Source organism: Actinacidiphila guanduensis, from assembly GCF_900103985.1.
GTDB lineage: Bacteria > Actinomycetota > Actinomycetes > Streptomycetales > Streptomycetaceae > Actinacidiphila > Actinacidiphila guanduensis.
Genome location: NZ_FNIE01000023.1, coordinates 15,714 through 40,055, shown reverse-complemented (window position 1 = coordinate 40,055; position 24,342 = coordinate 15,714). Strand labels below are relative to the sequence as shown.

Annotated in this window: 14 protein-coding genes; 11 read left to right on the top strand and 3 right to left on the bottom strand. The window is 73.7% G+C overall.

The genetic code is table 11. From position 1 onward, the window contains the following. Positions 1 to 120: 120 nt before the first annotated feature. Both BLR33_RS32115 and BLR33_RS32105 read left to right on the top strand, forming a co-directional pair. Positions 121 to 2,406 (top strand): MMPL family transporter, encoded by a 2,286-nt coding sequence (locus BLR33_RS32115; RefSeq protein ID WP_093788194.1) that lies wholly within the window; start codon positions 121 to 123, stop codon positions 2,404 to 2,406. A gap of 549 nt (positions 2,407 to 2,955) precedes the next feature. Next, positions 2,956 to 5,967, top strand: coding sequence for a helix-turn-helix transcriptional regulator (locus BLR33_RS32105; RefSeq protein WP_093788192.1), 3,012 nt, complete (start codon positions 2,956 to 2,958; stop codon positions 5,965 to 5,967). 114 nt (positions 5,968 to 6,081) lie between these two features. On the opposite strand, the gene BLR33_RS32100 is transcribed toward BLR33_RS32105, so the two are convergent. Both BLR33_RS32100 and BLR33_RS32095 read right to left on the bottom strand, forming a co-directional pair. Continuing rightward, on the bottom strand, positions 6,082 to 7,242 hold the full coding sequence (locus BLR33_RS32100) for a PQQ-dependent sugar dehydrogenase (protein ID WP_093788191.1): 1,161 nt from the start codon (positions 7,240 to 7,242) through the stop codon (positions 6,082 to 6,084). Between the two features lie 118 nt (positions 7,243 to 7,360). After that, positions 7,361 to 8,350: an aldo/keto reductase gene (locus BLR33_RS32095; RefSeq protein ID WP_093788190.1), complete on the bottom strand. Its 990-nt coding sequence runs from the start codon at positions 8,348 to 8,350 to the stop codon at positions 7,361 to 7,363. Between the two features lie 48 nt (positions 8,351 to 8,398). Here BLR33_RS32095 and BLR33_RS32090 point away from each other — a divergent pair, with 48 nt between their 5' ends. From BLR33_RS32090 to serA, 6 genes are all read left to right on the top strand, one after another. Continuing rightward, complete coding sequence (locus BLR33_RS32090) at positions 8,399 to 9,391, top strand: 2-hydroxyacid dehydrogenase (protein ID WP_093788189.1); 993 nt, start codon at positions 8,399 to 8,401, stop codon at positions 9,389 to 9,391. Positions 9,392 to 9,638: 247 nt separating this feature from the next. Further along, positions 9,639 to 12,683 carry a putative bifunctional diguanylate cyclase/phosphodiesterase gene (locus tag BLR33_RS36535; RefSeq protein WP_245771807.1) on the top strand — a complete coding sequence of 1,015 codons (3,045 nt, stop codon included), beginning with the start codon at positions 9,639 to 9,641 and terminating at the stop codon, positions 12,681 to 12,683. Positions 12,684 to 12,879: 196 nt separating this feature from the next. Further along, complete coding sequence (locus BLR33_RS32080; RefSeq protein ID WP_093788188.1) at positions 12,880 to 14,751, top strand: acetolactate synthase large subunit; 1,872 nt, start codon at positions 12,880 to 12,882, stop codon at positions 14,749 to 14,751. A 66-nt stretch (positions 14,752 to 14,817) separates the two neighbouring features. Beyond that, entirely contained in the window at positions 14,818 to 15,345 is a 528-nt protein-coding gene (ilvN, locus tag BLR33_RS32075) for an acetolactate synthase small subunit (RefSeq protein ID WP_093788187.1), read from the top strand. Between the two features lie 75 nt (positions 15,346 to 15,420). Continuing rightward, positions 15,421 to 16,419 (top strand): ketol-acid reductoisomerase, encoded by a 999-nt coding sequence (ilvC, locus tag BLR33_RS32070; RefSeq protein WP_093788186.1) that lies wholly within the window; start codon positions 15,421 to 15,423, stop codon positions 16,417 to 16,419. Positions 16,420 to 16,687: 268 nt separating this feature from the next. After that, positions 16,688 to 18,280 carry a phosphoglycerate dehydrogenase gene (serA, locus tag BLR33_RS32065; protein WP_093788185.1) on the top strand — a complete coding sequence of 531 codons (1,593 nt, stop codon included), beginning with the start codon at positions 16,688 to 16,690 and terminating at the stop codon, positions 18,278 to 18,280. A 319-nt stretch (positions 18,281 to 18,599) separates the two neighbouring features. Here serA and BLR33_RS32060 read toward each other — a convergent pair whose 3' ends face one another. Next, positions 18,600 to 19,880: a PucR family transcriptional regulator gene (locus BLR33_RS32060; protein WP_093788184.1), complete on the bottom strand. Its 1,281-nt coding sequence runs from the start codon at positions 19,878 to 19,880 to the stop codon at positions 18,600 to 18,602. A gap of 189 nt (positions 19,881 to 20,069) precedes the next feature. Between BLR33_RS32060 and BLR33_RS32055 the strand changes: the two genes are divergently transcribed. The 3 genes from BLR33_RS32055 to BLR33_RS32045 all read left to right on the top strand — a co-directional run bounded on the left by BLR33_RS32055 (position 20,070) and on the right by BLR33_RS32045 (position 24,258). After that, positions 20,070 to 20,999 carry a proline dehydrogenase family protein gene (locus tag BLR33_RS32055; protein WP_093788183.1) on the top strand — a complete coding sequence of 310 codons (930 nt, stop codon included), beginning with the start codon at positions 20,070 to 20,072 and terminating at the stop codon, positions 20,997 to 20,999. A gap of 64 nt (positions 21,000 to 21,063) precedes the next feature. Further along, positions 21,064 to 22,695 carry an L-glutamate gamma-semialdehyde dehydrogenase gene (gene pruA / locus BLR33_RS32050; RefSeq protein ID WP_093788182.1) on the top strand — a complete coding sequence of 544 codons (1,632 nt, stop codon included), beginning with the start codon at positions 21,064 to 21,066 and terminating at the stop codon, positions 22,693 to 22,695. 519 nt (positions 22,696 to 23,214) lie between these two features. Further along, entirely contained in the window at positions 23,215 to 24,258 is a 1,044-nt protein-coding gene (locus BLR33_RS32045) for a 3-isopropylmalate dehydrogenase (RefSeq protein WP_093788181.1), read from the top strand. The last annotated feature ends 84 nt before the right edge of the window (positions 24,259 to 24,342 follow it).

Genomic DNA, 24,342 nt, shown 5'->3' with positions numbered 1-24,342 from the left:
CTTCGCGGGGTGCCGCTCCTTATCTTTTCCGGACACTTGTGAGGAGAAGCACGAAAGCGGCAAAGGATCACTTTCTCCTGGCAGAGTGTCGGGGACGTCTAGCACAGGGGTTCCCGCGGAATGGCCGTACTCGCCAGGTGGTGTCTGCACCGCCGCCTCACCGTCGTCCTCCTGTGGGTGGCTGTGCTGCTGGGCCTGACCGCCGCCGCGGCCGCCGCCGGGTCGTCCTACTCGCACCGGTACGACGCCCCGCACACCGAGTCCGGCCGCGCCGCCGCGCTGCTGCAGGAGGCGTTCCCCGGCCAGGCCGGCGACTCCGAGACGATCGTCTGGCACACCGCGCACGGCAGCGTGCGGGCGGCCGCCGTCGAGCAGGACATGGCCCGCGTCCTCGACCACGCCCGCACCCTGCCCGGCGTCACCTCCGTGACCGGGCCCTACGGCGCCGCGGGCGCGGACCAGGTCAGCCGGGACGGCCGTACCGCGTACGCCACCGTCGACTACGCCACCGACGCCGACAGCATCGGCCGCGCCCAGGCCCAGGCCCTGGTGGACACCGCGAAGGCCGCCGACCGCCCGGGCCTGGAGGTCGAGTTGGGCGGCGCCGCCGTCGGCAGCACCGAGTCGGCCGGCGCCCATCTGTCGGAGGCCGTCGGGGTCGCGGTGGCCGCCGTGGTGCTGCTGGTCGCCTTCGGCTCCTTCGCCGCCATGCTGCTGCCCATCGCCACCGCCCTGATGGGCTGCGGCACCGCCTACATGGGCACGGTGCTGCTCGGCCACGGCATGACCGTGGCCGACTTCGCGCCCATGCTCGGCATGCTCATCGGCCTCGGTGTCGGCATCGACTACGCGCTCTTCCTCGTCACCCGGCACCGCAGGGGCCTCAAGGCGGGCCTGTCCGTCGCCGCGGCCGCCGAGCAGGCCGTGGCCACCACCGGCAGAGCGGTGGTCTTCGCCGGCGGCACGGTGTGCACGGCCCTGCTCGGCATGCTGATCCTGCGGCTGGACTTCCTCAACGGGGTGGCCGTCGCCTCCGCGCTCACCGTGCTGCTCACGGTCGCCGCCGCGGTGACGCTGCTGCCCGCCCTGCTCGGCCTGATCGGCATGCGCGCCCTGTCCCGCCGGGAGCGGCGGGCGCTCGCGGCGGGCGAGGAGCCGCCGGTGCGGGCGGACGGCGGGCCGCAGGCCGCGCCCCCGCACGGGGCCGCCGCCCGCTGGTCCGCCTTCGTCGAACGCCACCCCCGGGTGCTCGCCGGGCTCGCCGCCGCCGTGATGCTCGTGCTCGCCCTGCCCACCTTCGCCCTGCACCTCGGCACCGCCGACCAGGGCAACGACCCCGCGGGATCGACCACCCGCAAGGCGTACGACCTGGTCGCCCAGGGCTTCGGGCCCGGTACCAACGGCCCGCTCACCCTGGTCGCCAGCACCTCCGGGGCCCGCGCGGTGGTCGCCCTGGACGACCTTCCGCGGACGCTGCGGCACACCCCCGGCGTCGCCTCGGTCAGCGCCGCCGCCTTCGACCCCTCCCGCACCACCGGCGTCGTCACCGTCGTCCCCGACAGCTCGCCGCAGTCCACCGCCACCTCCGCGCTGGTGCGCACCCTGCGCGACCAGGTGCTGCCGGCCGCCGAGCACGGCACCGGCCTGAAGGTGTACGTCGGCGGCGCCACGGCCAGCTACGACGACTTCGCCGGCGTGGTGGTCGGCAAGCTCCCCCTCTTCGTCGGCTGCGTGGTCGGGCTCGGCTGCGTCCTGCTGCTGCTCGCCTTCCGCTCGATCGGTGTGCCGGTCAAGGCCGCCGTGATGAACATCGCCGCCGTCGCCTCCTCCTTCGGGGTGGTGACGGCGATCTTCCAGTGGGGCTGGGGCAGCGAGTGGCTGGGGCTGGGCCGGGCCGGCCCGATCGAGCCCTTCCTGCCGGTGATCATGGTCTCGGTGCTCTTCGGGCTCTCGATGGACTACCAGGTCTTCCTGGTCAGCCGGATGTACGAGGAGTGGCGCGCGACCGGTGACAACTGCCGGGCGGTACGGGTCGGGCTCGCCGAGACCAGCCGGGTGATCAACTCCGCCGCGGTGATCATGATCGCGGTCTTCCTCGCCTTCGTGCTCAGCGGCGACCGGGTCATCGCGATGTTCGGCATCGGGCTGGCCTCGGCGGTCGCGCTGGACGCCTTCGTGCTGCGCACCCTGCTGGTGCCCGCCCTGATGCACCTGCTCGGCCCCGCCAACTGGTGGCTGCCGGGCTGGCTGGAGCGCAGGCTGCCGCGGCTGAGCATCGAGGCGCCGCGCCCGGCCCTGCCCGCGCCGCCCCCGCTCGACCCGGCCCTGGACCTGCTCGCGGGCGCCCGGCGGCCGGCCGCGACCGGCACGCCTGAGGACCCGGCCGACCGGGCGGTGCCGGTCTGAGGCCGGTCTGGGGCCGGTCTGGGGCCGGTACCCCGTTCCGGCGAGGGCGTCTAAGGCCCCCTCAGAGCGCCGGTCGCGGTGCCTTAGGCGGCCCCGGGCTGCTTGCGGGGTGCGGAAGTTCGGGAAGGTGCCCGATGCGGATCACCCCCCTGGGAAACGAGCCTTGGGTCATCGGAAAACGATGACTTCCCAGGGAGTAACCGTGATGTTCGCCCATGAGATGGATGAGTTGCGCCGGGCCGAGCTGCAGCGCCGCGCCGCCGGCTGGCGGCTGGCCCGCGACGCCCAGGCCGCCGCGCGCGGGTCCCGTGCCGGGGCGCGGCGGGTGCGGGCCGCGGAGCGCACGGACGCCGGGGAGGCCCCTTCCCCGGCCTCCCCGGCATCTGCGCCTTCCCCCGCGTCCGAGGCTGCCCCTGCTGCCCCCGCTTTCGAGGCCGCCGCGCCGTCCCGGCCCCGGCGCGCCGGTCTGCTCGGCCGGGCGCACCCGCGCCCGCGGGGCGCGGCGTGACCGCGCCGGTAATCGCTGTCGCGCCGCGCCCCGGGCGTGCCATGCTCGGCAGCGTGCAGACGCAGAGCCTCAGCCCGGAGTTCATCGGCCGCGGCGCCGAGCTGAGGAAGCTGTCCGCCGTCCTGGCCGCGGCCGACGGCTGCGAGCCGCAGGCCGTGCTCATCGGCGGCGAGGCGGGGATCGGCAAAACCCGCCTGGTCGAGGAGTTCCTGGCGGCGGCGCGCACGACGGGGGCCGTCGTCGCCGTGGGCGGCTGCGTGGAGATCGGCGCGGACGGCCTTCCGTTCGCGCCGGTCTCCACCGCGCTGCGGCACCTGTACCGCAAGCTCGGCGCCGAGCTGACCGCGGCGGTGGCGGGCCAGGAGGCCGAACTCGCCCGCCTGCTGCCCGAGCTGGGCCCCGGCACCGCCGCCCACCGCGGGGTGCACGACGAGGACGGCCGGGTGCGGCTGTTCGAGCTGACCGCCCGCATGCTGGAGCGGCTGGGCGCCGAGCGCACCCTGGTCGTCGTCGTGGAGGACCTGCACTGGGCCGACCGCTCCACCCGCGAGCTGCTGTCCTACCTGTTCCGCTCGCTCCAGCGGTGCCGGGTGGTGGTCGCGGCCACCTACCGCAGCGACGACATCCACCGCCGCCACCCCTTGCGCCCCTTCCTCGCCGAGACCGACCGGCTGCGCACCGTGGAGCGGGTGGAGCTGGCCCGCTTCACCCGCGACGAGGTGCGCCGCCAGCTCGCCTCGATCCTGTCCGGGCCGCCCGACGAGGCCCGGGTGGACGAGGTGTTCGCCCGCTCCGACGGCAACCCCTTCTTCGTCGAGGAGCTGGCCTGCAGCTACCGCGGCGGCTGCCCGACCGCCATCAGCGACTCGCTGCGCGACCTGCTGCTGGTGCGGGTCGAGGCGCTCTCCGAGCCGGCCCAGCGCGTCGCGAAGTTCGTCGCCGAGGGCGGCAACACCGTGGAGTACCGGCTGCTGGAGAAGATCACCGGGCTCGCCGAGGACGACCTGCTCGACGCGCTGCGCACCGCCGTCGGCGCCAACATCCTGCTGCCCTCCGGCAGCGGCGACGGCTACCGTTTCCGGCACTCCCTGGTTCGCGAGGCCGTCGGCGACGACCTGCTGCCCGGCGAGCGCAGCCGGATCAACCGCCGCTACGCCGAGGCGATCGAGGCCGATCCCACGCTGGTGCGCGCCGACGAGCGCGCCGCCCGCCTGGCCAGCTACTGGTACGCCGCCCACGACCCGCAGAAGGCGCTGCCCGCCGTGCTGCGCGCCGCCGCCGAGGCCCGCGACCGCCACGCCTACGCCGAGCAGTACCGGATGCTGGAGCGCGCCCTCGAACTGTGGGACGACGCCTCACCGGAAGTGCTCGCCGCCCTGCGCGCCGCCGACCACGTCGAGGCGTACTGCCCCGACACCCCCGCGGACGACCGCGGCCCCGACGCCCCGGACCCGTGCCCCGCGCGCGACCCCGACACCCCGCTGGTCTTCCTCGACCTGCTCGCCGAGATCGCGGTGGCCGCCCGGCTCGGCGGCGAGCGCGAGCGGGCCTTCACCATCACCCGCCGCGCGCTGCGGCTGCTCGAACGCGAGGGCGGCGGCGACCCGTTGCGTGCCGCCTGGTTCTGGTCGCTGCGCTCCCGGCTGGTGGAGGACCTCGGCCGCGGCGACGGCTGGGAGGAGGTGGCCCGCTCCCGCGAACTCGTCCGCGGCCTGCCGCCTTCCGCCGCGCACGCCGAGGTGCTCGCCCACGTGGCCGGCTGGATCATGATCCACAAGTCCGGCACCGAGGGCATCACCACCGCCCGGCACGCCGTGGAACTGGCCCGCCGCAGCGGCTCGCGCGACACCGAACTGCACGCGCGCCTCACCCTCGGCATCCTCCAGGCCGACAACGGCGACATCGAGGGCGGCATCGCCGGGATCGAAGAGGTCCGCCGGATCGTCGCCGACCAGCGGATGCCCGGCCTGACCGCCCGCGTCCACGGCAACCTGGCGTCCGTCCTGGAGGGCGCCGGGCGCTCGGTGGAGGCGGTGGCGACCGCCCGCACCGGCCTGAGCCTGATCGGCACCCAGGTCTCCGACGCCACCCGCGCCTGGCTGCTCACCAACGAGGCGGAGTCCCTGATCGCCATGGGCCGCTTCGAGGAGGCCGCCCAGCCGGCCGGCGAGGCGCTGCGGGCGGTGGACGGCCCCTTCCTGCGGGCCGGGGTGCACCTCCAACTCGGCCTGCTCGCCGTGGGCACCGGCGACCTGGACGCCGCCGAAGCCCACCACGGCGCGGCCGCCGAGGCGCTGCGCCACGACACCCAGCCGCAGCACTGGATACCCCTGCGGATGCTGGGACTGCGCATCGCGCTCGGCCGGCACCGCCCCGAGCAGGCCCGCGAGCAGCTGCACGGCGCGCTCGCCGAGGGCTTCCCGCCGGGCACCACCCGCTACGCCTGGCCGATCCTGGAGCTGGGCACCCGTGTCGACCCCGACGCGGTCGCCGCCGTGCTGCCGGACCTGGACCGCCCCACCGCCCTCACCGAGGCCTACGCCCGCTGGATCGAGGCCGCGCTGGCCGGCGGCGACCCGCAGCTGTGGGCGGCCGCCGAGACGGCCTTCGCCGGGCAGGAGCGCCCGCTGCAGCTGGCCGAGATCCGCTCCCGGCGGGCGGAGGCGCTGCTGGCCGCGGGAGGCGGCCCGGACGTGCGCGAGAGCGCCGGGCGGCTGTTCTGCCTGGCCCTGGAGGCGGCCACCCGCAGCGGCGCGGTGCCGCTCGCCGACGCGGTCGCCGAGGTCGCCCAGCGGGCGCGGCTGCTGCCCGGCCCGGCGGCCGGCCCCGGTGAGGACCCCGCGGCCTCCTGGCACCTGACCGCCCGTGAGAAGGACGTCCTGCACCTGGTGGCGCGGGGCCGCACCAACCGGCAGATCGCCGAGGAGCTGTTCATCTCGCCGAAGACGGCCAGCGTCCACGTCTCGAACATCCTCGCCAAGCTCCAGGTCGCCACCCGCACCGAGGCCGCCGCGCTGGCCCACCGGCTGCGGCTGGTCGCCACGGAGGGCTGAGCCGCCTGAGAACGGCCGCAGACGGCCGCAGACGGCCGCAGACGTCCCCCGGCGACCACCGGCGAAGGTCCGGCGGGACTTCCGGGTTTCCGGCGGGCGTTCCGGGCGGGCGGCTCAGCTGACGGCGACCCGCAGGATGCGGTCGTCGCCCTTGTGCGGGGTGCCGCGATCGTCGGTGTTGCTCGTGGTCAGCAGCAGGGTGTGGTCGTCGATCGCGACCACCGTGCGCAGTCGCCCGTAGGTGTGGGTGAGGAACGCCTGCGGGGCCGCGTCCGGCTTGGCGCCGTCCAGCGGGATGCGCCACAGCTGCTCGCCGTGGAGCGAGGCCATCCAGATGCAGCCGGCCGCGTAGGCGATGCCGCTGGGGGAGGCCGCGTCGGGGTGCCACTGCTCGACCGGGTCGATGAAGCCCGGGTGGTGCGCGATGCCCTCGACGGTCGGCCAGCCGTAGTTGCCGCCCGGTGTGATCAGGTTGAGCTCGTCCCAGGTGTCCTGGCCGAACTCCGAGGCCCACAGCCGCCCGGCGCTGTCCCAGGCCAGGCCCTGCACATTGCGGTGGCCGGGGGAGTAGACCAGCGAGCCGTGCACCGGGTTGTCCGCGGGCGGCTGTCCGTCCGGCGTCATCCGCAGGATCTTGCCGCCGAGCGAGGACATGTCCTGCGCCAGCTGCCGCTGCCCGGTCTCGCCGGTGCCCGCGTACAGGTCGCCGTCCGGGCCGAAGGCGATCCGGCCGCCGTTGTGCAGGGTCCCGGTGGGGATGCCGCGCAGGATCGTGTCGGGTGCGCCCAGCTGCTCGCCGGCCGGCTTCGAGGGGTCGTAGAGCAGGCTCGCGACGCGGTTGTCGGAGTCGGTGGAGAAGTAGGCGTACAGGGTGTGGTCGGCGCCGAAGTCGGGGGACAGGGCCAGGCCCAGCAGGCCGTTCTCGCCGCCCCGGGTGTGGCTGACGCCGGGCACGATGCCCACCCTGGCCACGGTGTGCTTGCCGGGGTCGACGCGCGAGATCGTGCCGGTGTTGCGCGAGCCGACCAGGAGGCTGCCGTCGGGCAGCTGGACCAGCCCCCAGGGCGAGTTCAGGCCGCTCGCCACCGTGCCGGTGACCTTGGCGGTGCCCTTGGCCGGCGCGGCCGAAGGGGAGGGACTGGCCGGGGCGGCGCTCGCGGTGGTGTGCGCGGGCGGCGAGGGCGGGGTGGTGCGGGGCACCAGCGGGGAGGTGCCCGAGGAGCACCCGCTCACCAGGACGGCCGCCGCCGCGCCCGCCGTCAGCAGGCCGCGCACCCGCGCCGGTGTCCGTACCCTGCGTACGGTCCCGATGTCTTTCCTCACCGTCAACTCCCGCACCGTGGCCGTGCCCCCGTCCCAGCCAAGCACACCACACCGGGGATCCGCAGCGCGGTCAGTCCCAGGAGCCGCGCCCCTGCGGCAGCGCCGAGATCTCCGCCAGGTCGGCCGGGGTCAGGCGCAACCGCGCCGCGCCCGCGTTCTCCGCGGCGTACCGGGCCGTCTTCGTGCCCGGCACCGGCACCACGCTGGGGTGCTGCGCCAGCGCCCAGGCCAGCGCCGCCTGCCCCGGCGTCGCGCCGTGGCGGGCGGCCACCCGGCGCAGGCCCGCCACCACCGGCTGGTTCGCGGCCATCATCTCGGCGGTGAAGCGCGGGTGCCGGGCCCGGGGGTCGTCCGGCTCGAAGCCCTGGCCCGGGGTGAGGGTGCCGGTCAGGTACCCGCTGCCCAGCGGCATCGCCGCCAGGAACCCCACTCCTCTGGCCGCGCACCACGGCAGCAGCTCGGCCAGCGCCTCGCGCGCCCACACCGACAGCTCCGCCTGCACCGCCGCCACCGGGAACACCTGCTGCGCGCGGGCCAGATGACGCAGCGTCTCCTCGTACCGGTGCCGGCCGCGCCGCCCGCCGTGCGCGCCCACCGCGGACATCCCCAGCGCCCGCACCTTGCCCGCGGCGACCAGTTCGGCCATCGCGCCCCAGGTCTCCTCCACCGGCACCTCGGGATCCACCCGGTGCAGCAGGTACAGGTCGATCACCTCGGTCTGCAGCCGCCGCAGTGAGGCGTCGCAGGCCCTGCGCACGTACGAGGGACGGCCGTTGGCGACCAGGTGCTGCTCGCCGACGAGCAGCCCGCACTTGGTGGCGACGAAGGCATCGGAGCGCCGCTCGCGCAACACCCGCCCCAGCAGCAGCTCGTTGGTGAACGGGCCGTACATGTCGGCGGTGTCCAGCAGGGTCACGCCGTGGTCCAGCGCGGTGTGCACGGCGCGCACCGACTCCTCGCCGTCCCGCCGGGAGGCGGTGTACGCCCAGCTCATCGGCATGCACCCCAGGCCCACCGCACCCACCGTGAGCGCCGTCGCCCCGACCGTCCTGCGCTCCACCCGTCACGACCTCCTTGCGCCGCCCCACTGTGCCATAGCCTCCTGACCATGACCGACACGACCCGAAACCACGGCGCAGCAGGCCCGAGCACTCCGCAGGCACCCGACGGCCGGCCCCAGGTGTGGCTGTCCCTGCCGCCGCAGGACATCGACGGACTGCCCGACGACTTCGCCTACCTGTTCTGGGACGGGGACGAGGACTTCCCCGGCGACCCCGCGGAAGCGGTCTTCTACGTCGTCCCGTACGCGAGCGGCTTCACCGTGGGGCCCCGGCCGCTGCCGCGGATGCGCAACCTGCGCGTGGTGCAGACGCTCAGCGCCGGCGTGGACCACATCCTGCCGCACCTGGGCCAGCTGCCGCCCGGCACCAGCGTGTGCAACGCCCGCGGGGTGCACGAGGCCAGCACCGCCGAACTCGCCCTGACCCTCACCCTGTCCGCGCTGCGCGGCATCCCCCGCTTCGTGCGCGGCCAGGACAACGAGAAGTGGTACTCCGGCTTCTACCCTGCGCTCGCCGACCGCCGGGTGCTCATCGTCGGCTACGGCTCGATCGGCGCCGCGGTCGAGGAGCGGCTGATCCCCTTCGAGTGCGCGGTGGACCGGGTCGCCCGCAGCGCCCGGCAGTCGCCGCGCGGCCCGGTGCACGCCATGGCGGACCTGCCGGGGCTGCTGCCCGCGGCCGACGTCGTGGTGCTCACCACGCCGCTCACCGAGCAGACCCGCGGCCTGGTCAACGCGGCCTTCCTGGCCGCCCTGAAGGACGGCGCCCTGCTGGTGAACGTCGCCCGCGGGCCGGTGGTGGACACCAAGGCGCTGCTCGCCGAGACCGAATCGGGCCGGCTGACCGCGGCCCTGGACGTCACCGACCCCGAGCCGCTGCCGGCCGGCCACCCGCTCTGGCACGCGCCCGGCGTGCTCATCAGCCCGCACGTCGGGGGCAGCACCTCGGCCTTCCTGCCGCGCGCAAAGCGCCTGGTGGCGGCCCAGTTGCGGCGGTTCGCCGCAGGCGAACCGCTGGAGAACACCGTCGCCGTGAGCTGACGGCGCCGCTCCGCCCCGGCTGCGGGCGGTGGCCGGCGGCCCCCAGATGGTTACGCACAGTAGAAAGTCCCTGTCCCAGAGTGACCAATCTGGTGTATCGTCGGCATACGGGGGCACGTTGTGACCGAACGACACGGACACGGCGTTGGCGACGACGACTTGAGTGAGGGGGGTGAGCGGCGATGCCCGACCGGACGCACCTCCGGGCGGCGCGGCACCCGCGCACCACGGCCCGGCGGAGCACACCGTGAGCACCGGCGAAGCGGTGCCGGCGGTGCGCACCACCACCGCCTGGCGTACCGGACTGCTGCCCCAGGTGCTGCTCGCCGTGCTGTGCGGCGGCTACACCACGGGCGCCGTGCTGGGCTGGGGCAGCGAGCAGGTGGCGCTGTTCATGGGCGACTTCGGGCTCTCCGGGGCCGCCGCGGCCGCCGCCGTCTCCGCCCTGCTCTACGGCCGCGGGGCCGACGGCCCGCACCGCCTGGCCTGGCTGCTGTTCGCCTTCTCCTCCTCGATGACCGCCCTGGGCAACGCCATCTGGGGATGGTACGAGGTGGTGCTGCACCGCCCGGTGCCGCAGACCTCCGCCGCCGACTTCTGCTTCCTGCTGTTCGCCCCGCCGGCCATCATCGGGCTGCTGGTGCTGGCCAAGCGGCCGGTGACCAGGGCCGGTTGGGTCTGCCTGGCGCTGGACACCTGGCTGATCGGCGGCTCGCTGCTCACCTTGTCCTGGAGCCTCGCGCTGGCCCGCACCGCCGCCATCGACGGACCGAGCACCGCCCGCCTCGCGCTCTCGCTCGCCTACCCGCTGCTGGACATCGTGCTGGTGAGCATGGTGCTCGCGCTGCACTTCCGGCGCTCGGGGGTGAACCGGGCGGCGGTAAACACCGCGCTGGCCGCCCTCGCCCTCACCGTGCTGTGCGACGCGCTGTTCACCTCCCCGCTGCTGCGCGCCCACTACCGCTCGGGCCAGGTGCTCGACGCCGGCTGGTTCGCCGCCAGCCTGCTGATGGCGTACGCGCCCTGGGTCGACCCGCGCCGGCACCCCGCCCGCCGCTCGGCCGCCACCCGCCGGGTCGCCACCTCGCTGACCGCCCTGACGCCGTACCTGGCCGCCGGCGTCTGCACGTTGAGCATCCTGTCCACCGTGATCACCGGCCAGAGGTGCGACCGGGTGGTGCTCTCCACCGGCTGCACCGTGGTGCTCGCCCTCATCGTCCGCCAGGGCATCATGCTGCTGGACAACATCGCACTCACCCAGGAACTCGCCCACAAGGAAAGCCACTTCCGCTCCCTGGTGCAGGGCTCCAGCGACGTCATCATGATCGCCGCGCCCAACGGGGTGCTGCGCTACGTCAGCCCCGCCGCCCAGGGGGTCTACGGGCGGGACCCCGCCGAGATGATCGGCACCGAGCTCGCCGCGCACATCCACCCCGACGACCTCGGCCGGGTGCTGCACGAGGTGCGCCGCTTCCTGGCCGCCCAGCCCGCCGACGAGCCGGCCACCCGCATCGAGTGCCGCATCCGCTCCGGCCGCCCCGCCGCGGCCGCCGGCCGGCCCGAGCAGCGCCCCGGCTGGCTCACCGTGGAGTCCAGCGTCACCCGCTACCAGGGCGGCCTGATCTTCAACAGCCGCGACATCACCGAACGGGTGCGGCTGCAGGCCCAGTTGCAGCACAACGCCTCGCACGACCCGCTTACCGACCTGCCCAACCGCGCGCTGTTCCTGGACCGGCTCGGCCGCGCGGTCGGCGGCCGCCGCTCCGGCGACCAGACAGCCGCCGTGCTCTACGTCGACCTCGACGGCTTCAAGGAGGTCAACGACACGGTGGGCCACCAGGCAGGCGACGACCTGCTCGTCCAGGCCGCCCGGCGGCTGCGCGAGACCCTGCGGGCCACCGACATCGCCGCCCGGCTCGGCGGCGACGAGTTCGCCGCCCTCGTCTCGGGCCCCGACACCGGCCCCATCCCGCACCCCCGCCCCGCCGAGTGCGTCACCGCCCCCGCGGGCCCCGCGCCCGGCTCCGGCGCCCGGCTCGCCGCCGAACCGGCCGGGGCCGGCCCCTCCGCCCAGAGCACCGACCCGGGCGGCACCCCCGGCAGCGGCCCCACCGGCACCCCGAGCGGTGAGGCCCGGGTCCGCGACATCGCCGAGCGGCTGCGCGCGGCCCTGTCCGAGCCCTACCGGGTGGACGGCATCGAGGTGCGGGTCGGCGCCAGCATCGGCGTCGCCTTCGCCGAGCCCGGCAGCACCCCCGCCGATGTCATGCGCCACGCCGACCTCGCGATGTACCGGGCCAAGCAGGCCGGCAAGGGCCGCGTCGAGCTGTACAGCCCGCAACTGCAGGCCGACGCCGTCCGTCGGCACGAGCTGGCCGGCCGGGTCAGGAAGGCGCTGGACGACGGCGAGTTCACCCTGCTCCACCAGCCCGTCGTCGAGCTGTCCAGCGGCCGCGTCACCGGCCTGGAGGCCCGCGCCCGCTGGCGCTCCTCGCAGGGCATACTCTTCACCCCCGCCGAGTTCCTCCACGGCGACCTGCAGCGCGACCGCGGCTTAGACATGGGGTGGTGGCTGCTCGAACAGGCCGTCGAGCAGGCGGCGCAGCGCTACGGCGCCGGCCACCGGGTCCCCGTCACCGTACGGCTGCCGCTGCGCCGGCTGCTCCACCGCGACCCGCCCGCCCGCGGCATCGAGCACCTGCTCGCGCGGCACGAGCTGCCGCCCGGCTGTCTGGTCGTCGAAGTGGCCGGCGCCGACCCGCAGGCGACCCTGCAGGAGCTGGAGCACCGGCTCGCCGGGCTGCGCCGCCTCGGGGTGCGGATCGCCCTGGCCGGCTTCGCCGCCGGCCCCGGCTCGCCGGGTGGCTCGCTGGGCGTGCTGCGCACGCTGCCGGTGGACGTCATCAAGCTCGACCGCGCCTTCACCGAAGGAGTGGTGGAGTCCACCCGCCAGCACAAGATCACCCGCGGGCTGGTCGGGATCGCCACCGACCTCGGCATCCGCACCGTCGCCGATGGCATCGACCGGCCCGAGCAACTGCTAGCGATGCGCGAGATGGGCTGCGTGGCGGGCCTGGGCATGGCCTTCTCCGGGCCGCTGGAGGAGAAGCCGCTGCGCGGCTCGCTGGGCCGCGGCTGCTACCCCGTGCCGCGGCAGGCCGAATACGACAGCCGCGACGGCCGGGACGGCCGCGATCCGGCCCGGGACCACCGGCGCGAACAGGTCGTCGCGCGCCCCCTGCCGCCCCTGCCGAGGCGTTCGAATGCTGAGACGCCCGTCCCGCCGGCTTGACACTCGCCCAGGCGCGGGAGGAGGGTCGGGCCATGCGCACCCGAATCCTCGTACTTGGAAAGCGCGTCGGCTGATCGAGGCCCACTCCTCGCTCGCACCGGCGCGCTCCCCTCGCTTGCCTGACGGCACGAGGGGTTTTTTGTTGTCCGGTACCCAAAGAAAACCCTCATCTTCGAGAGAAGAGAAGAGAACGCAGATGACCGAGCAGGCCACCGGGTCCCACCATCCGCAAGGCCGGGCCCGCAGCACGGCGCCCGCCGCCACCGCCGAGCGCATGACCGGCGCCCAGGCCCTCATCCGCTCGCTGGAGGCCGTCGGCGCCGATACCGTCTTCGGCATCCCGGGTGGCGCGATCCTGCCGGCCTACGACCCGCTGATGGACTCCGCCAAGGTGCGCCACGTCCTGGTCCGGCACGAGCAGGGCGCGGGCCACGCCGCCACCGGCTACGCGCAGGCCACCGGGAAGGTCGGGGTGTGCATGGCGACCTCGGGCCCGGGCGCCACCAACCTGGTGACGCCGATCGCCGACGCCCACATGGACTCGGTGCCGATCGTGGCGATCACCGGCCAGGTCGCCTCGAAGTCCATCGGCACGGACGCCTTCCAGGAGGCGGACATCTGCGGCATCACGATGCCGGTCACCAAGCACAACTTCCTGGTCACCGACGCGGCCGAGATCCCGCGCACGATCGCCGAGGCGTTCCACATCGCGAGCACCGGCCGCCCGGGCCCGGTCCTGGTGGACATCGCCAAGGACGCGCTGCAGAACGAGACGACGTTCTCCTGGCCGCCGCACCAGGAGCTGCCCGGCTACCGCCCGGTGACCAAGCCGCACGCCAAGCAGATCCGCGAGGCGGCCCGGCTGATCAACGAGGCCCGCCGCCCGGTCCTCTATGTCGGCGGCGGGGTGATCAAGGCCCGGGCCACCGCCGAGCTGCGCATCCTCGCCGAGCTGACCGGCGCCCCGGTGACGACGACCCTGATGGCGCTGGGCGCCTTCCCCGACAGCCACCCGCAGCACGTCGGCATGCCGGGCATGCACGGCGACGTCTCGGCGGTCACCGCGCTGCAGAAGGCGGACCTGATCGTGGCGCTCGGCGCCCGCTTCGACGACCGGGTCACCGGCCGGCTGGACACCTTCGCGCCGCTGGCCAAGGTGGTGCACGCCGACATCGACCCGGCGGAGATCTCCAAGAACCGCATCGCCGACGTGCCGATCGTCGGCGACGCCCGCGAGGTGCTGGCCGACCTGATCGTCGCCGTGCAGGCCGACCACGAGGCCGGGCACCGCGGCGACTACACCGACTGGTGGCGGCAGCTGAGCTTCTGGCGCAACACCTACCCGCTCGGCTACGACCTGCCGGCCGACGGCAGCCTCGCCCCGCAGCAGGTCATCGAGCGGATCGGCGAACTCGCCCCGGAAAACACGCTGTTCGCCGCGGGCGTGGGCCAGCACCAGATGTGGGCCGCGCAGTTCATCAAGTACGAGCAGCCGGGCACCTGGTTCAACTCCGGCGGCGCCGGGACCATGGGCTACGCGGTGCCGGCCGCGATGGGCGCCAAGGCGGGCCGGCCGGACGCCACGGTGTGGGCGATCGACGGCGACGGCTGCTTCCAGATGACCAACCAGGAACTGACCACCTGCGCGCTGAACAACATCCCGATCAAGGTCGCGATCATCAACAACGGCGCCCTGGGCATGGTCCGCCAGTGGCAGAACCTCTTCTACGGCGAGCGGTTCTCCAACACGGTGCTGCACGACGGCGCCGACGCGGTGCCCGGCTCCACCCAGGGCGTGGGGTCGATCCGCAACCGCGGCACCCGGGTGCCGGACTTCGTGAAGCTGGCGGAGGCGATGGGCTGCGTGGGCCTGCGCTGCGAGAGCCCGGACGAGCTCGACGCGGTGATCGCCAAGGCGAACGCGATCAACGACCGGCCGGTCGTGGTGGACTTCATCGTCCACGAGGACGCGATGGTCTGGCCGATGGTGGCCGCCGGCACCTCCAACGACGAGATCATGGCCGCCCGCGACGTCCGCCCGGACTTCGGCGACGGCGAGGACGACTGAGCCCGGGAGGGCCAGTCCGCGACAGACCCGACGACCGACCGCACGGCAGACCGAGGAACCCCCGCCATGTCCAAGCACACCCTGTCCGTCCTGGTGGAGAACAAGCCCGGCGTCCTCGCCCGGATCACCGCGCTCTTCTCCCGCCGCGGCTTCAACATCGACTCCCTGGCCGTCGGCACCACCGAGCACCCCGACATCTCCCGGATCACCATCGTGGTCAACGTGGTGGACCAGCTGCCACTGGAACAGGTGACCAAGCAGCTCAACAAGCTGGTGAACGTGCTCAAGATCGTCGAGCTCGATCCCACCGCGGCCGTCGCCCGCGAGCTGGTGCTGGTCAAGGTGCGCGCCGACAACGAGACGCGCTCGCAGATCGTGGAGATCGTCCAGCTCTTCCGGGCCAAGACCGTGGACGTCTCGCCCGAGGCCGTCACCGTGGAGGCCACCGGCGGCGCCGACAAGCTGGAGGCCATGCTGAAGATGCTGGAGCCCTTCGGCATCAAGGAGCTGGTGCAGTCCGGCACCATCGCCATCGGCCGCGGCGCCCGCTCCATCACCGACCGCTCGCTGCGCGCGCTCGACCGATCCGCATAGCGAGACCCGGCAACCCCCCGCCGTGCGCCCGTCGTACGGTGGGCCGTACCAAACCCGAGCAAGGAGAGACCCGAAGTGGCCGAGCTGTTCTACGACGACGACGCCGACCTGTCCATCATCCAGGGCCGCAAGGTCGCGGTCATCGGCTACGGCAGCCAGGGCCACGCCCACGCGCTGTCGCTGCGCGACTCCGGTGTGGACGTGCGCGTCGGCCTGCACGAGGGCTCGAAGTCCAAGGCGCAGGCCGAGGAGCAGGGCCTGCGCGTGGTGTCGGTCGCCGAGGCGGCCGAGGAGGCCGACGTCGTCATGATCCTGGTGCCGGACCCGATCCAGGCCCGCGTCTACGAGGAGTCCATCAAGGACCACCTCAAGGACGGCGACGCGATCTTCTTCGGGCACGGCCTGAACATCCGCTACGGCTTCATCAAGCCGCCGGCCGGTGTGGACGTGTGCATGGTCGCCCCCAAGGGCCCCGGCCACCTGGTGCGCCGCCAGTACGAGGAGGGCCGCGGCGTGCCGTGCATCGCGGCCGTCGAGCAGGACGCCACCGGCAAGGGCTTCGCGCTGGCGCTGTCCTACGCCAAGGGCATCGGCGGCACCCGCGCGGGCGTCATCAAGACGACCTTCACCGAGGAGACCGAGACCGACCTGTTCGGTGAGCAGGCCGTGCTCTGCGGCGGCACCTCCGCGCTGGTCAAGGCGGGCTTCGAGACCCTGGTCGAGGCCGGCTACCAGCCGGAGATCGCCTACTTCGAGTGCCTGCACGAGCTGAAGCTGATCGTCGACCTGATGTACGAGGGCGGCCTGGAGAAGATGCGCTGGTCGGTCTCCGAGACCGCCGAGTGGGGCGACTACGTCTCCGGCCCGCGGATCATCAACGAGGGCACCAAGGCGGAGATGAAGAAGATCCTCGCCGAGATCCAGGACGGCTCCTTCGCCAACAACTGGATCGCCGAGTACAACGCCGGCCTGCCGCGGTACAACGAGTACAAGAAGGCCGACGAGAACCACCTGCTGGAGACCACCGGCAAGAAGCTGCGCAAGCTGATGAGCTGGGTGGACGAAGAGGCGTAACCGCCGCGCCGGATGCGTCGCTTCGTATACCTCCCGCGGGCCCCGGCCGGCGGGAAGGCGCAGGCCCGAGCGGCCTTTGTACGAAGCGACGCACCCTTGCGGGTGATCCTGCCAATTCGGCGATGGCGCGCGGTGGCACCGCCGATACACTCCCTTAACAAGCGCGTCAGGCTCACAGCGTCGTGCGTCTTCCACGCGGCAAGCCATCCCGCCCTCCCCGGAGCGGCCGCACGGGACCGGCCGCCCCCGCAGGACAAGTGAGGACCACGTGAGCCAGAAGCCTGTCGTACTCATCGCCGAAGAGCTCTCGCCCGCCACGGTGGACGCGCTCGGCCCGGACTTCGAGATCCGGCACTGCAACGGCGCCGACCGCTCCGAGCTGCTCCCCGCCATCGCCGACGTGGACGCCATCCTGATCCGCAGCGCCACCAAGGTGGACGCCGAGGCCATCGCCGCCGCCCGCCGGCTGCGGGTGGTCGCCAGGGCCGGCGTCGGCCTGGACAACGTCGACGTCGCCGCCGCCACCAAGGCCGGCGTCATGGTCGTCAACGCGCCGACCTCCAACATCGTCACCGCCGCCGAGCTGGCCTGCGGCCTGCTCATCGCCTCCGCCCGCAACATCGCCCCGGCGAACGCGGCGCTGAAGGCGGGGGAGTGGAAGCGCAACAAGTACACCGGTGTCGAGCTGAGCGAGAAGACCCTCGGCGTGGTCGGCCTCGGCCGCATCGGCGTGCTGGTCTCCCAGCGGATGGCCGCCTTCGGCATGAAGGTCGTCGCCTACGACCCCTATGTGCAGCCCGCCCGCGCCGCCCAGATCGGCGTGAAGCTGCTCAGCCTGGACGAGCTGCTGGAGGTCTCCGACTTCATCACCGTCCACCTGCCCAAGACCCCCGAGACGATCGGCCTGATCGGCGACGAGGCGCTGCACAAGGTGAAACCCTCGGTGCGCATCGTCAACGCCGCCCGCGGCGGGATCGTCGACGAGGAGGCGCTGGCCGCGGCCCTCAAGGAGGGCCGGGTGGCCGGCGCGGGCCTGGACGTCTACGCCAAGGAGCCGTGCACGGACTCCCCGCTCTTCCAGTTCGACAACGTGGTGGCCACCCCGCACCTGGGCGCCTCCACCGACGAGGCGCAGGAGAAGGCCGGCATCGCGGTCGCCAAGTCGGTGCGGCTCGCGCTCGCCGGCGAGCTGGTGCCCGACGCGGTCAACGTGCAGGGCGGTGTCATCGCCGAGGACGTCAAGCCAGGCCTGCCGCTGGCCGAGAAGCTGGGCCGGATCTTCACCGCGCTGGCCGGCGAAGTGGCCGCCCGGCTCGATGTCGAGGTGTGCGGCGAGATCACCCAGCACGACGTGAAGATCCTCGAACTCAGCGCGCTCAAGGGTGTGTTCGAGGACGTGGTGGCCGAGACGGTGTCCTACGTCAACGCGCCGCTGTTCGCCCAGGAGCGCGGGGTCGAGGTCCGGCTCACCACCAGCTCCGAGTCGCCGAACCACCGCAACCTCGTCACCGTGCGCGGCACGCTCGCCGACGGCAGCGAGGTCTCGGTCTCCGGCACCCTGGTCGGGCCGAAGAACCTGCAGAAGATCGTCGGCGTCGGCGAGGAGGACGTGGACCTCGCGCTCGCCGACCACATGGCGTTCCTGCGCTACACCGACCGCCCCGGCGTCGTCGGCACGGTGGGCCGCATCCTCGGCGAGGTCGGCGTCAACATCGCCGGCATGCAGGTCGCCCGCTCGGCCGTCGGCGGCGAGGCGCTGGTCGCCCTCACGGTGGACTCCACCATTCCCGCCGGTGTCCTCGCCGACATCGCCGACGAGATCGGCGCCACCTCGGCCCGCGCGGTGAACCTCACCGACTGACCCCGACCGACCGGCCGGGTCCGATCCCGTCCGTACGTCCCGAAGGCGGTCCGCTCTCCCGTCGCTCAGGCGGCTAGGGCGTGTCTGGGAAATAGCGGCGTCCGCCCGTGAGGGCGGGGTCGGCGGGGTCTGGTGCTCCCCCTTGCCTTCGGCGGGGGTGCCCCCAGATCGCAAGGCGGAGGGTGGGGGTACCTCCCGGGCCGTAAGGCCCAGGGGGAGGGCTGCGCCGACGACCGACAACGCGGCTGGGGGTCCCCCCGCCGAAGGCAGGGGGCGCGTGCCAGGGCCCGGCGGCCAGGCGGGATTTGCCAGAGACGCCCTAGAGGCGGGCCGCCTTCAGCGCCATGTGGAGCAGCAGGCGCGACTCGCCGTCGGCCAGGTCCAGGCCGGTGAGCTGCTCGATCCGCGACAGGCGGTAGTAGAGCGTCTGGCGGTGGATGGCCAGCGCGGTGGCGGTGCGGCCGGCCTGGCCCGCGTGGTCGAGGAACACCTCGGCGGTGTGGGCGAGTTCGCGGTGGTCGGGGGTGAGCAGGGGCGCGACCGCGGGGTCGGGCGGGGCGTCGGCGGGCAGCGCGGTCAGCAGCCGGTAGGGGCCCAGGCCCGACCACTTGGCGACCGGGCCCAGCAGCGGCTGGGCACGCGCGGCCCGGGCGGCGGAGGTGGCCTCGCGCCAGGCGGCCGGCAGGTCGGCGAGCGAGGTGCGCGAGTCGCTGAGCCCGGCCACCGGCCCGCCCAGCTCCGGCGGCGCCGGCTCCGGGCCGCCGACCGCGGCCAGCACCCGGGTCGCCGCCGAGCGGGCCGGCGCCAGCACGTGCGGGGAGCGCAGCCGGACCAGCACCGCCACCGCCTCCCAGCGGCCCCAGCCCGGCACCCGGACGATCGCCGCCGCGCCCGGCACCGCCCGTATCCCCGGCAACTCGTCCGCGGCGAGCGGCACATGGCCCGCCGAGCCGTTCACGCCGTCAGGTACGGCGGTTCCGTTCGCTCCCGCCGCCGCCAGCCGCTTGCCGCCGCGCGAGGGCGGCCACACGCAGACCAGGGCGTGCGGCAGGTCGGCGTCCGGGCCGAGGGCAGCCCGCAGGTCGTCCTCGGCGGTGTCGCGCGCCGCCCGGGAGAGCGCGGTGAGCAGCGCCCGCAGCGCCTGCCCGGCGCCGGCGCCCGCCTCGGCCAGCTCCGCCAGCCGGTCGCCGATCCGGGCGGCCACCGCCATCGCGGCCGACAGCTGCGCGGGGGAGTGCTCCGCCTCGTCGAGCAGCCACACGTAGCCGTGCACCACCCCGCCGTGCCGCACCGGCAGGCACAGCCGGCCGCGGAAGACGCCCGCCTCCGGCTCGGCAGGGATGCGCACCGGGCCGGTCGCCCGGGCGATGCCGAACCGCTCGAACCAGGCGCGCACCTCGGCGGTGGAGCGGCGGGTCAGGATGGAGCGGGTCCGCACCGGATCGACCGCGGAGTCGTCCTCGCTGTCGTGCACGCCGAACGCGATCAGCCGGAAATCCCGGTCCTCCAGCGTCGCGGGCGCCCCGAGCAGCGCCGATACCTCGTCCACCAGCTCCTGGAAGTCACCGTAGTCAGCGGGCACCCCTCCATTGTCCCCCATCGGCCTCATACATCTGTATGAGGGGAGGCACCCGAATGCGTGACAGCTGTCGATGGTCCAGGGGGTAGCCGATACCTAGATTCACGGTGACGGCCCGCTTGCGCCGTGCCTCCCGCGCCCGCGCGGGCGGTGCCCGCGAGCGTCCGGAAGGACCCGAAGAATCCGTATCCGCCCCGCCAGGAGGCCCCCGTGCTCGGTCCCGTGCTGCTCGCCGCCTCGCGCAGCGACCGTATGCGGCAGATCGTCGCCGCCGCGCCCGTCACCCGGCCCGTGGTCCAGCGGTTCATCGCCGGCGACGAGCTTGGCCCGGCCATGGACACCGTCCGCGCGCTGACCGCGAGCGGCCTGCAGGTCACCCTGGACCACCTCGGTGAGGACGTCACCGACCGCGCCACCGCCCACGCCACCCGCGATGCCTACCTGCGGCTGCTGGAGACGCTCGCGGCCGCCGGCCTCGGCGAGCGGGCCGAGGTGTCCGTGAAGCTCTCCGCCTTCGGCCAGTCGCTGCCCGACGGCGGCCACGACATCGCCCTGGAGGGCGTGCGCCAGGTCGCCGAGCTGGCCACCGCGAGCGGCACCACGGTCACCCTCGACATGGAGGACCACACCACCGTGGACTCCACCCTGGCCGTCCTGCACGAGCTGCGCCGCGACCACCCGGGCACCGGCGCCGTCCTGCAGTCCTACCTGTTCCGCACCGAGGACGACGCGCGCGCCCTGGCCGTGGCGGGCTCCCGGGTGCGCCTGGTCAAGGGCGCCTACAAGGAGCCGGCGAACGTCGCCTTCCAGGACCGCAAGGACGTCGACCGCTCCTACGTCCGCGCGCTGCGCACCCTGTTCGCCGGCGACGGCTACCCGATGGTCGGCTCGCACGACCCCCGCATGATCGCCATCGCCCAGGAGCTCGCCGCCCGCCACCACCGCGCGGCGGACACCTACGAGTTCCAGATGCTGTACGGGATCCGCACCGCCGAGCAGCGCCGGCTCGCCGAGGCCGGTCAGCGGGTGCGCGTCTACGTGCCCTACGGCGCAGACTGGTACGGGTACTTCATGCGCCGCCTGGCCGAGCGCCCGGCCAACCTCGCCTTCTTCCTGCGCTCCTTCGTCCCGGCCCGCTGAGCCGCGGCCGAACCCGCCCCGGCCGACGGCCGCCCGCTCCGAACACCCCGAGGAGAGACGTCCCATGGACGCTGTGACCCAGGTCCCCGCGCCGGTCAACGAGCCGGTGCACACCTACGCGCCCGGCAGCCCGGAGCGCGCCCGGCTGGAGGCCAAGCTCAAGGAGCTGGCCGGCAACCCGGTCGACCTGCCGATGTTCATCGGCGGCCAGGAGCGGATGGGCGGCGGCGAGCGCTTCGACGTGGTCCAGCCGCACAACCACGCCGCGCGCCTGGGCACGTACGCCAACGCCACCGAGCAGGACGCCCGCGACGCGGTGCAGGCCGCGCTCGCCGCCGCGCCCGCCTGGCGCGCCACCTCCTTCGACGACCGCGCCGCGATCCTGCTGCGCGCCGCCGAACTGCTGGCCGGCCCCTGGCGCGAGACGCTCGCCGCCTCCACCATGCTCGGCCAGTCCAAGACGGTCCAGCAGGCCGAGATCGACAGCCCCTGCGAGCTGGTCGACTTCTGGCGGTTCAACGTCCACTACGCCCGGCAGATCCTCGCCGAGCAGCCGGTCGCCAACGCGCCGGGCGTGTGGAACCGCCTCGACCACCGCCCGCTGGAGGGCTTCGTCTACGCCATCACGCCGTTCAACTTCACCGCCATCGCGGGCAACCTGCCCACCGCGCCCGCCCTGATGGGCAACGTCGTGGTGTGGAAGCCCTCGCCGACGCAGACCCACTCCGCGGTGCTGCTGATGCGGCTGCTGAAGGAGGCCGGACTGCCCGACGGCGTGATCAACCTGGTGACCGGCGACGGCCTGGCCGTCTCCGAGGTGGCGCTGAAGCACCCGCTGCTGGCCGGCATCCACTTCACCGGCTCCACCAAGACCTTCCAGTACCTGTGGCGCACGGTCGGCGAGAACATCGAGAAGTACCGCTCCTACCCGCGGATCGTCGGCGAGACCGGCGGCAAGGACTTCGTCGTCGCCCACCCCTCGGCCGACCCGGCCGTCCTGAAGACCGCGCTGACCCGCGGCTCCTTCGAGTACCAGGGCCAGAAGTGCTCGGCCTCCTCGCGCGCCTACATCCCCCGCTCGATCTGGGAGGGCGGCTTCAAGGAGGAGTTCGCCGCCGAGGTGGACGGCATCACCATGGGCGACGTCACCGACCTCAGCAACTTCCTCGGCGCCCTCATCGACGAGCGGGCGTTCGCCAAGAACAAGGCCGCCATCGACCGCGCCAAGGCCGACCCGACCGTCGAGGTCGTGGCCGGCGGCACCTACGACGACTCCGTCGGCTGGTTCGTCCGCCCGACGGTGCTGGTCTCCACCGACCCCGAACACGAGATCTTCCGCGAGGAGTTCTTCGGCCCGGTGCTCGGCGTGTACGTCTACGAGGACGCCGACTTCGAGGCGATGCTCGCGCAGATGGAGTCCGTGGCGCCCTACGCGCTCACCGGCTCGGTGATCGCCCGCGACCGCGCCGCCGTGGCGCGGGTGATGGACGTGCTGCGCGACGCCGCAGGCAACTTCTACATCAACGACAAGTCCACCGGTGCCGTCGTCGGCCAGCAGCCCTTCGGCGGCGGCCGCGCCTCGGGCACCAACGACAAGGCGGGCGCCGCGCAGAACCTGATGCGCTGGACCTCGACGCGGGCGATCAAGGAGGCCCTGGTCCCGCCGACCGACTACCGCTACCCGCACCAGGGCTGAGCGCGCATCCGCGCCCCGGACCGCCGCCCCCGTCTCCCGCCCACCCCGCGGAGACGGGGGCGGCCCCTGTTCCGCGTGGTGAACGAGTGATCGTCTGTCTCAGATAGTAGGAAGTCCGAGTAAATCGCGGACAGGAGCCGCTGACGTGGCCTAACGTGGAATCGGCCGAACGTTTCCCGCCCGATCGGGCGGTCGGCGGACGCGAGCCCGGCGCACCTTCCGCGGGTCACCCCCGCATGCGCGGCTCCCCGCCTGCGTTCCATGGCTCCCCCCTCTCCTTCCGATTCCCTTGTGGAGTTGATCCCCATGGACGAGACCGCCCGCCAGAACGCCCTGCGCGCCCTGCAGCGCTCCATGGACCGCCGTGACAACGGCGGCTCGACCGGCCACGAGCGCGACTGACGCCCGGCCGACCCCCCATCGCATCGCCACCGCGCCACGACCTCCCGACCACCGCCGTCCGTCCGGCATGCGGACGTCCTGTGTCAGGGTTCAAGACGCAGGAGTAGGGTGCCGGACATGTCTCGCAGCATCAACCTCGCAGTGATCCCCGGTGACGGAATCGGCCAGGAAGTCGTGGCGGAGGGCCTGAAGGTGCTCTCCGCCGTGCTCCCGCAGGAAACCAAGCTGGAGACGAAGGAGTTCGACTTCGGCGCCAAGCGGTACCACGCCACCGGCCAGACCCTCACCGACGAGGACCTGGCCGAGTTGAAGGGGTACGACGCGATCCTGCTCGGCGCGATCGGCGACCCCTCGGTCCCCTCCGGCGTCCTGGAGCGCGGCTTCCTGCTCAAGCTGCGATTCGCCTTCGACCACCACGTCAACCTCCGCCCCAGCACGCTCTTCCCGGGCGTGGACAGCCCGCTCGCCGGGCAGCCGGAGATCGACTTCGTGGTCGTCCGCGAGGGCACCGAGGGCCCCTACACCGGCAACGGCGGCACGATCAGGACCGGCACTCCGCAGGAGGTCGCCACCGAGGTCAGCCTCAACACCGCCTACGGCATCGAGCGCGTGGTCCGCGACGCCTACGCCCGCGCACAGGCCCGCCCGCGCAAGAAGCTCACCCTGGTGCACAAGAACAACGTGCTGGTGCACGCCGGCCGGCTGTGGACCCGGATCTTCGAGCAGGTCGGGGCGGAGTACCCCGACGTCACCACCGACTACCTGCACGTGGACGCGGCGACGATCTTCCTCGTCACGCAGCCCGAGCGGTTCGACGTGATCGTCACCGACAACCTGTTCGGCGACATCATCACCGACCTCGCCGCCGCCGTCTCCGGCGGCATCGGCGTGGCCGCGAGCGGCAACATCAACCCCAGCCGCGAGTTCCCCTCGATGTTCGAGCCCGTGCACGGCTCGGCGCCGGACATCGCCGGCCAGTCCAAGGCCGACCCGACCGCCACCGTGCTCTCCGTCGCCCTGCTGCTGCGGCACCTCGGCTACGAGGCGGAGGCCGACCGGATCGACGCGGCCGTCCGCGCCGACCTCGCCGGGCGGGCCGGGCAGCCGGCCCGCTCCACCGTCGAGATCGGCGACGCGCTGGCCGCCCGCGTATCGGGCTGACCCGGCGCCCGAGCCGGGCCGGCCGCACCGCCCGGCCGGCCCGACAGGTACCACCCGGCCCCGCCGCTGCGATAATCAGTGGCG

Bases quoted from the DNA above. Each gene is read 5' to 3' on its own strand.
- BLR33_RS32105 (WP_093788192.1), top strand. From the start codon at position 2,956: ATGCTCGGCAGCGTGCAGACGCAGAGCCTCAGCCCGGAGTTCATCGGC.
- BLR33_RS32080 (WP_093788188.1), top strand. From the start codon at position 12,880: ATGACCGAGCAGGCCACCGGGTCCCACCATCCGCAAGGCCGGGCCCGC.
- BLR33_RS32060 (WP_093788184.1), bottom strand. From the start codon at position 19,880: ATGGGGGACAATGGAGGGGTGCCCGCTGACTACGGTGACTTCCAGGAG.
- BLR33_RS32045 (WP_093788181.1), top strand. From the start codon at position 23,215: ATGTCTCGCAGCATCAACCTCGCAGTGATCCCCGGTGACGGAATCGGC.
- ilvN (WP_093788187.1), top strand. From the start codon at position 14,818: ATGTCCAAGCACACCCTGTCCGTCCTGGTGGAGAACAAGCCCGGCGTC.
- pruA (WP_093788182.1), top strand. From the start codon at position 21,064: ATGGACGCTGTGACCCAGGTCCCCGCGCCGGTCAACGAGCCGGTGCAC.
- BLR33_RS32115 (WP_093788194.1), top strand. From the start codon at position 121: ATGGCCGTACTCGCCAGGTGGTGTCTGCACCGCCGCCTCACCGTCGTC.
- BLR33_RS32090 (WP_093788189.1), top strand. From the start codon at position 8,399: ATGACCGACACGACCCGAAACCACGGCGCAGCAGGCCCGAGCACTCCG.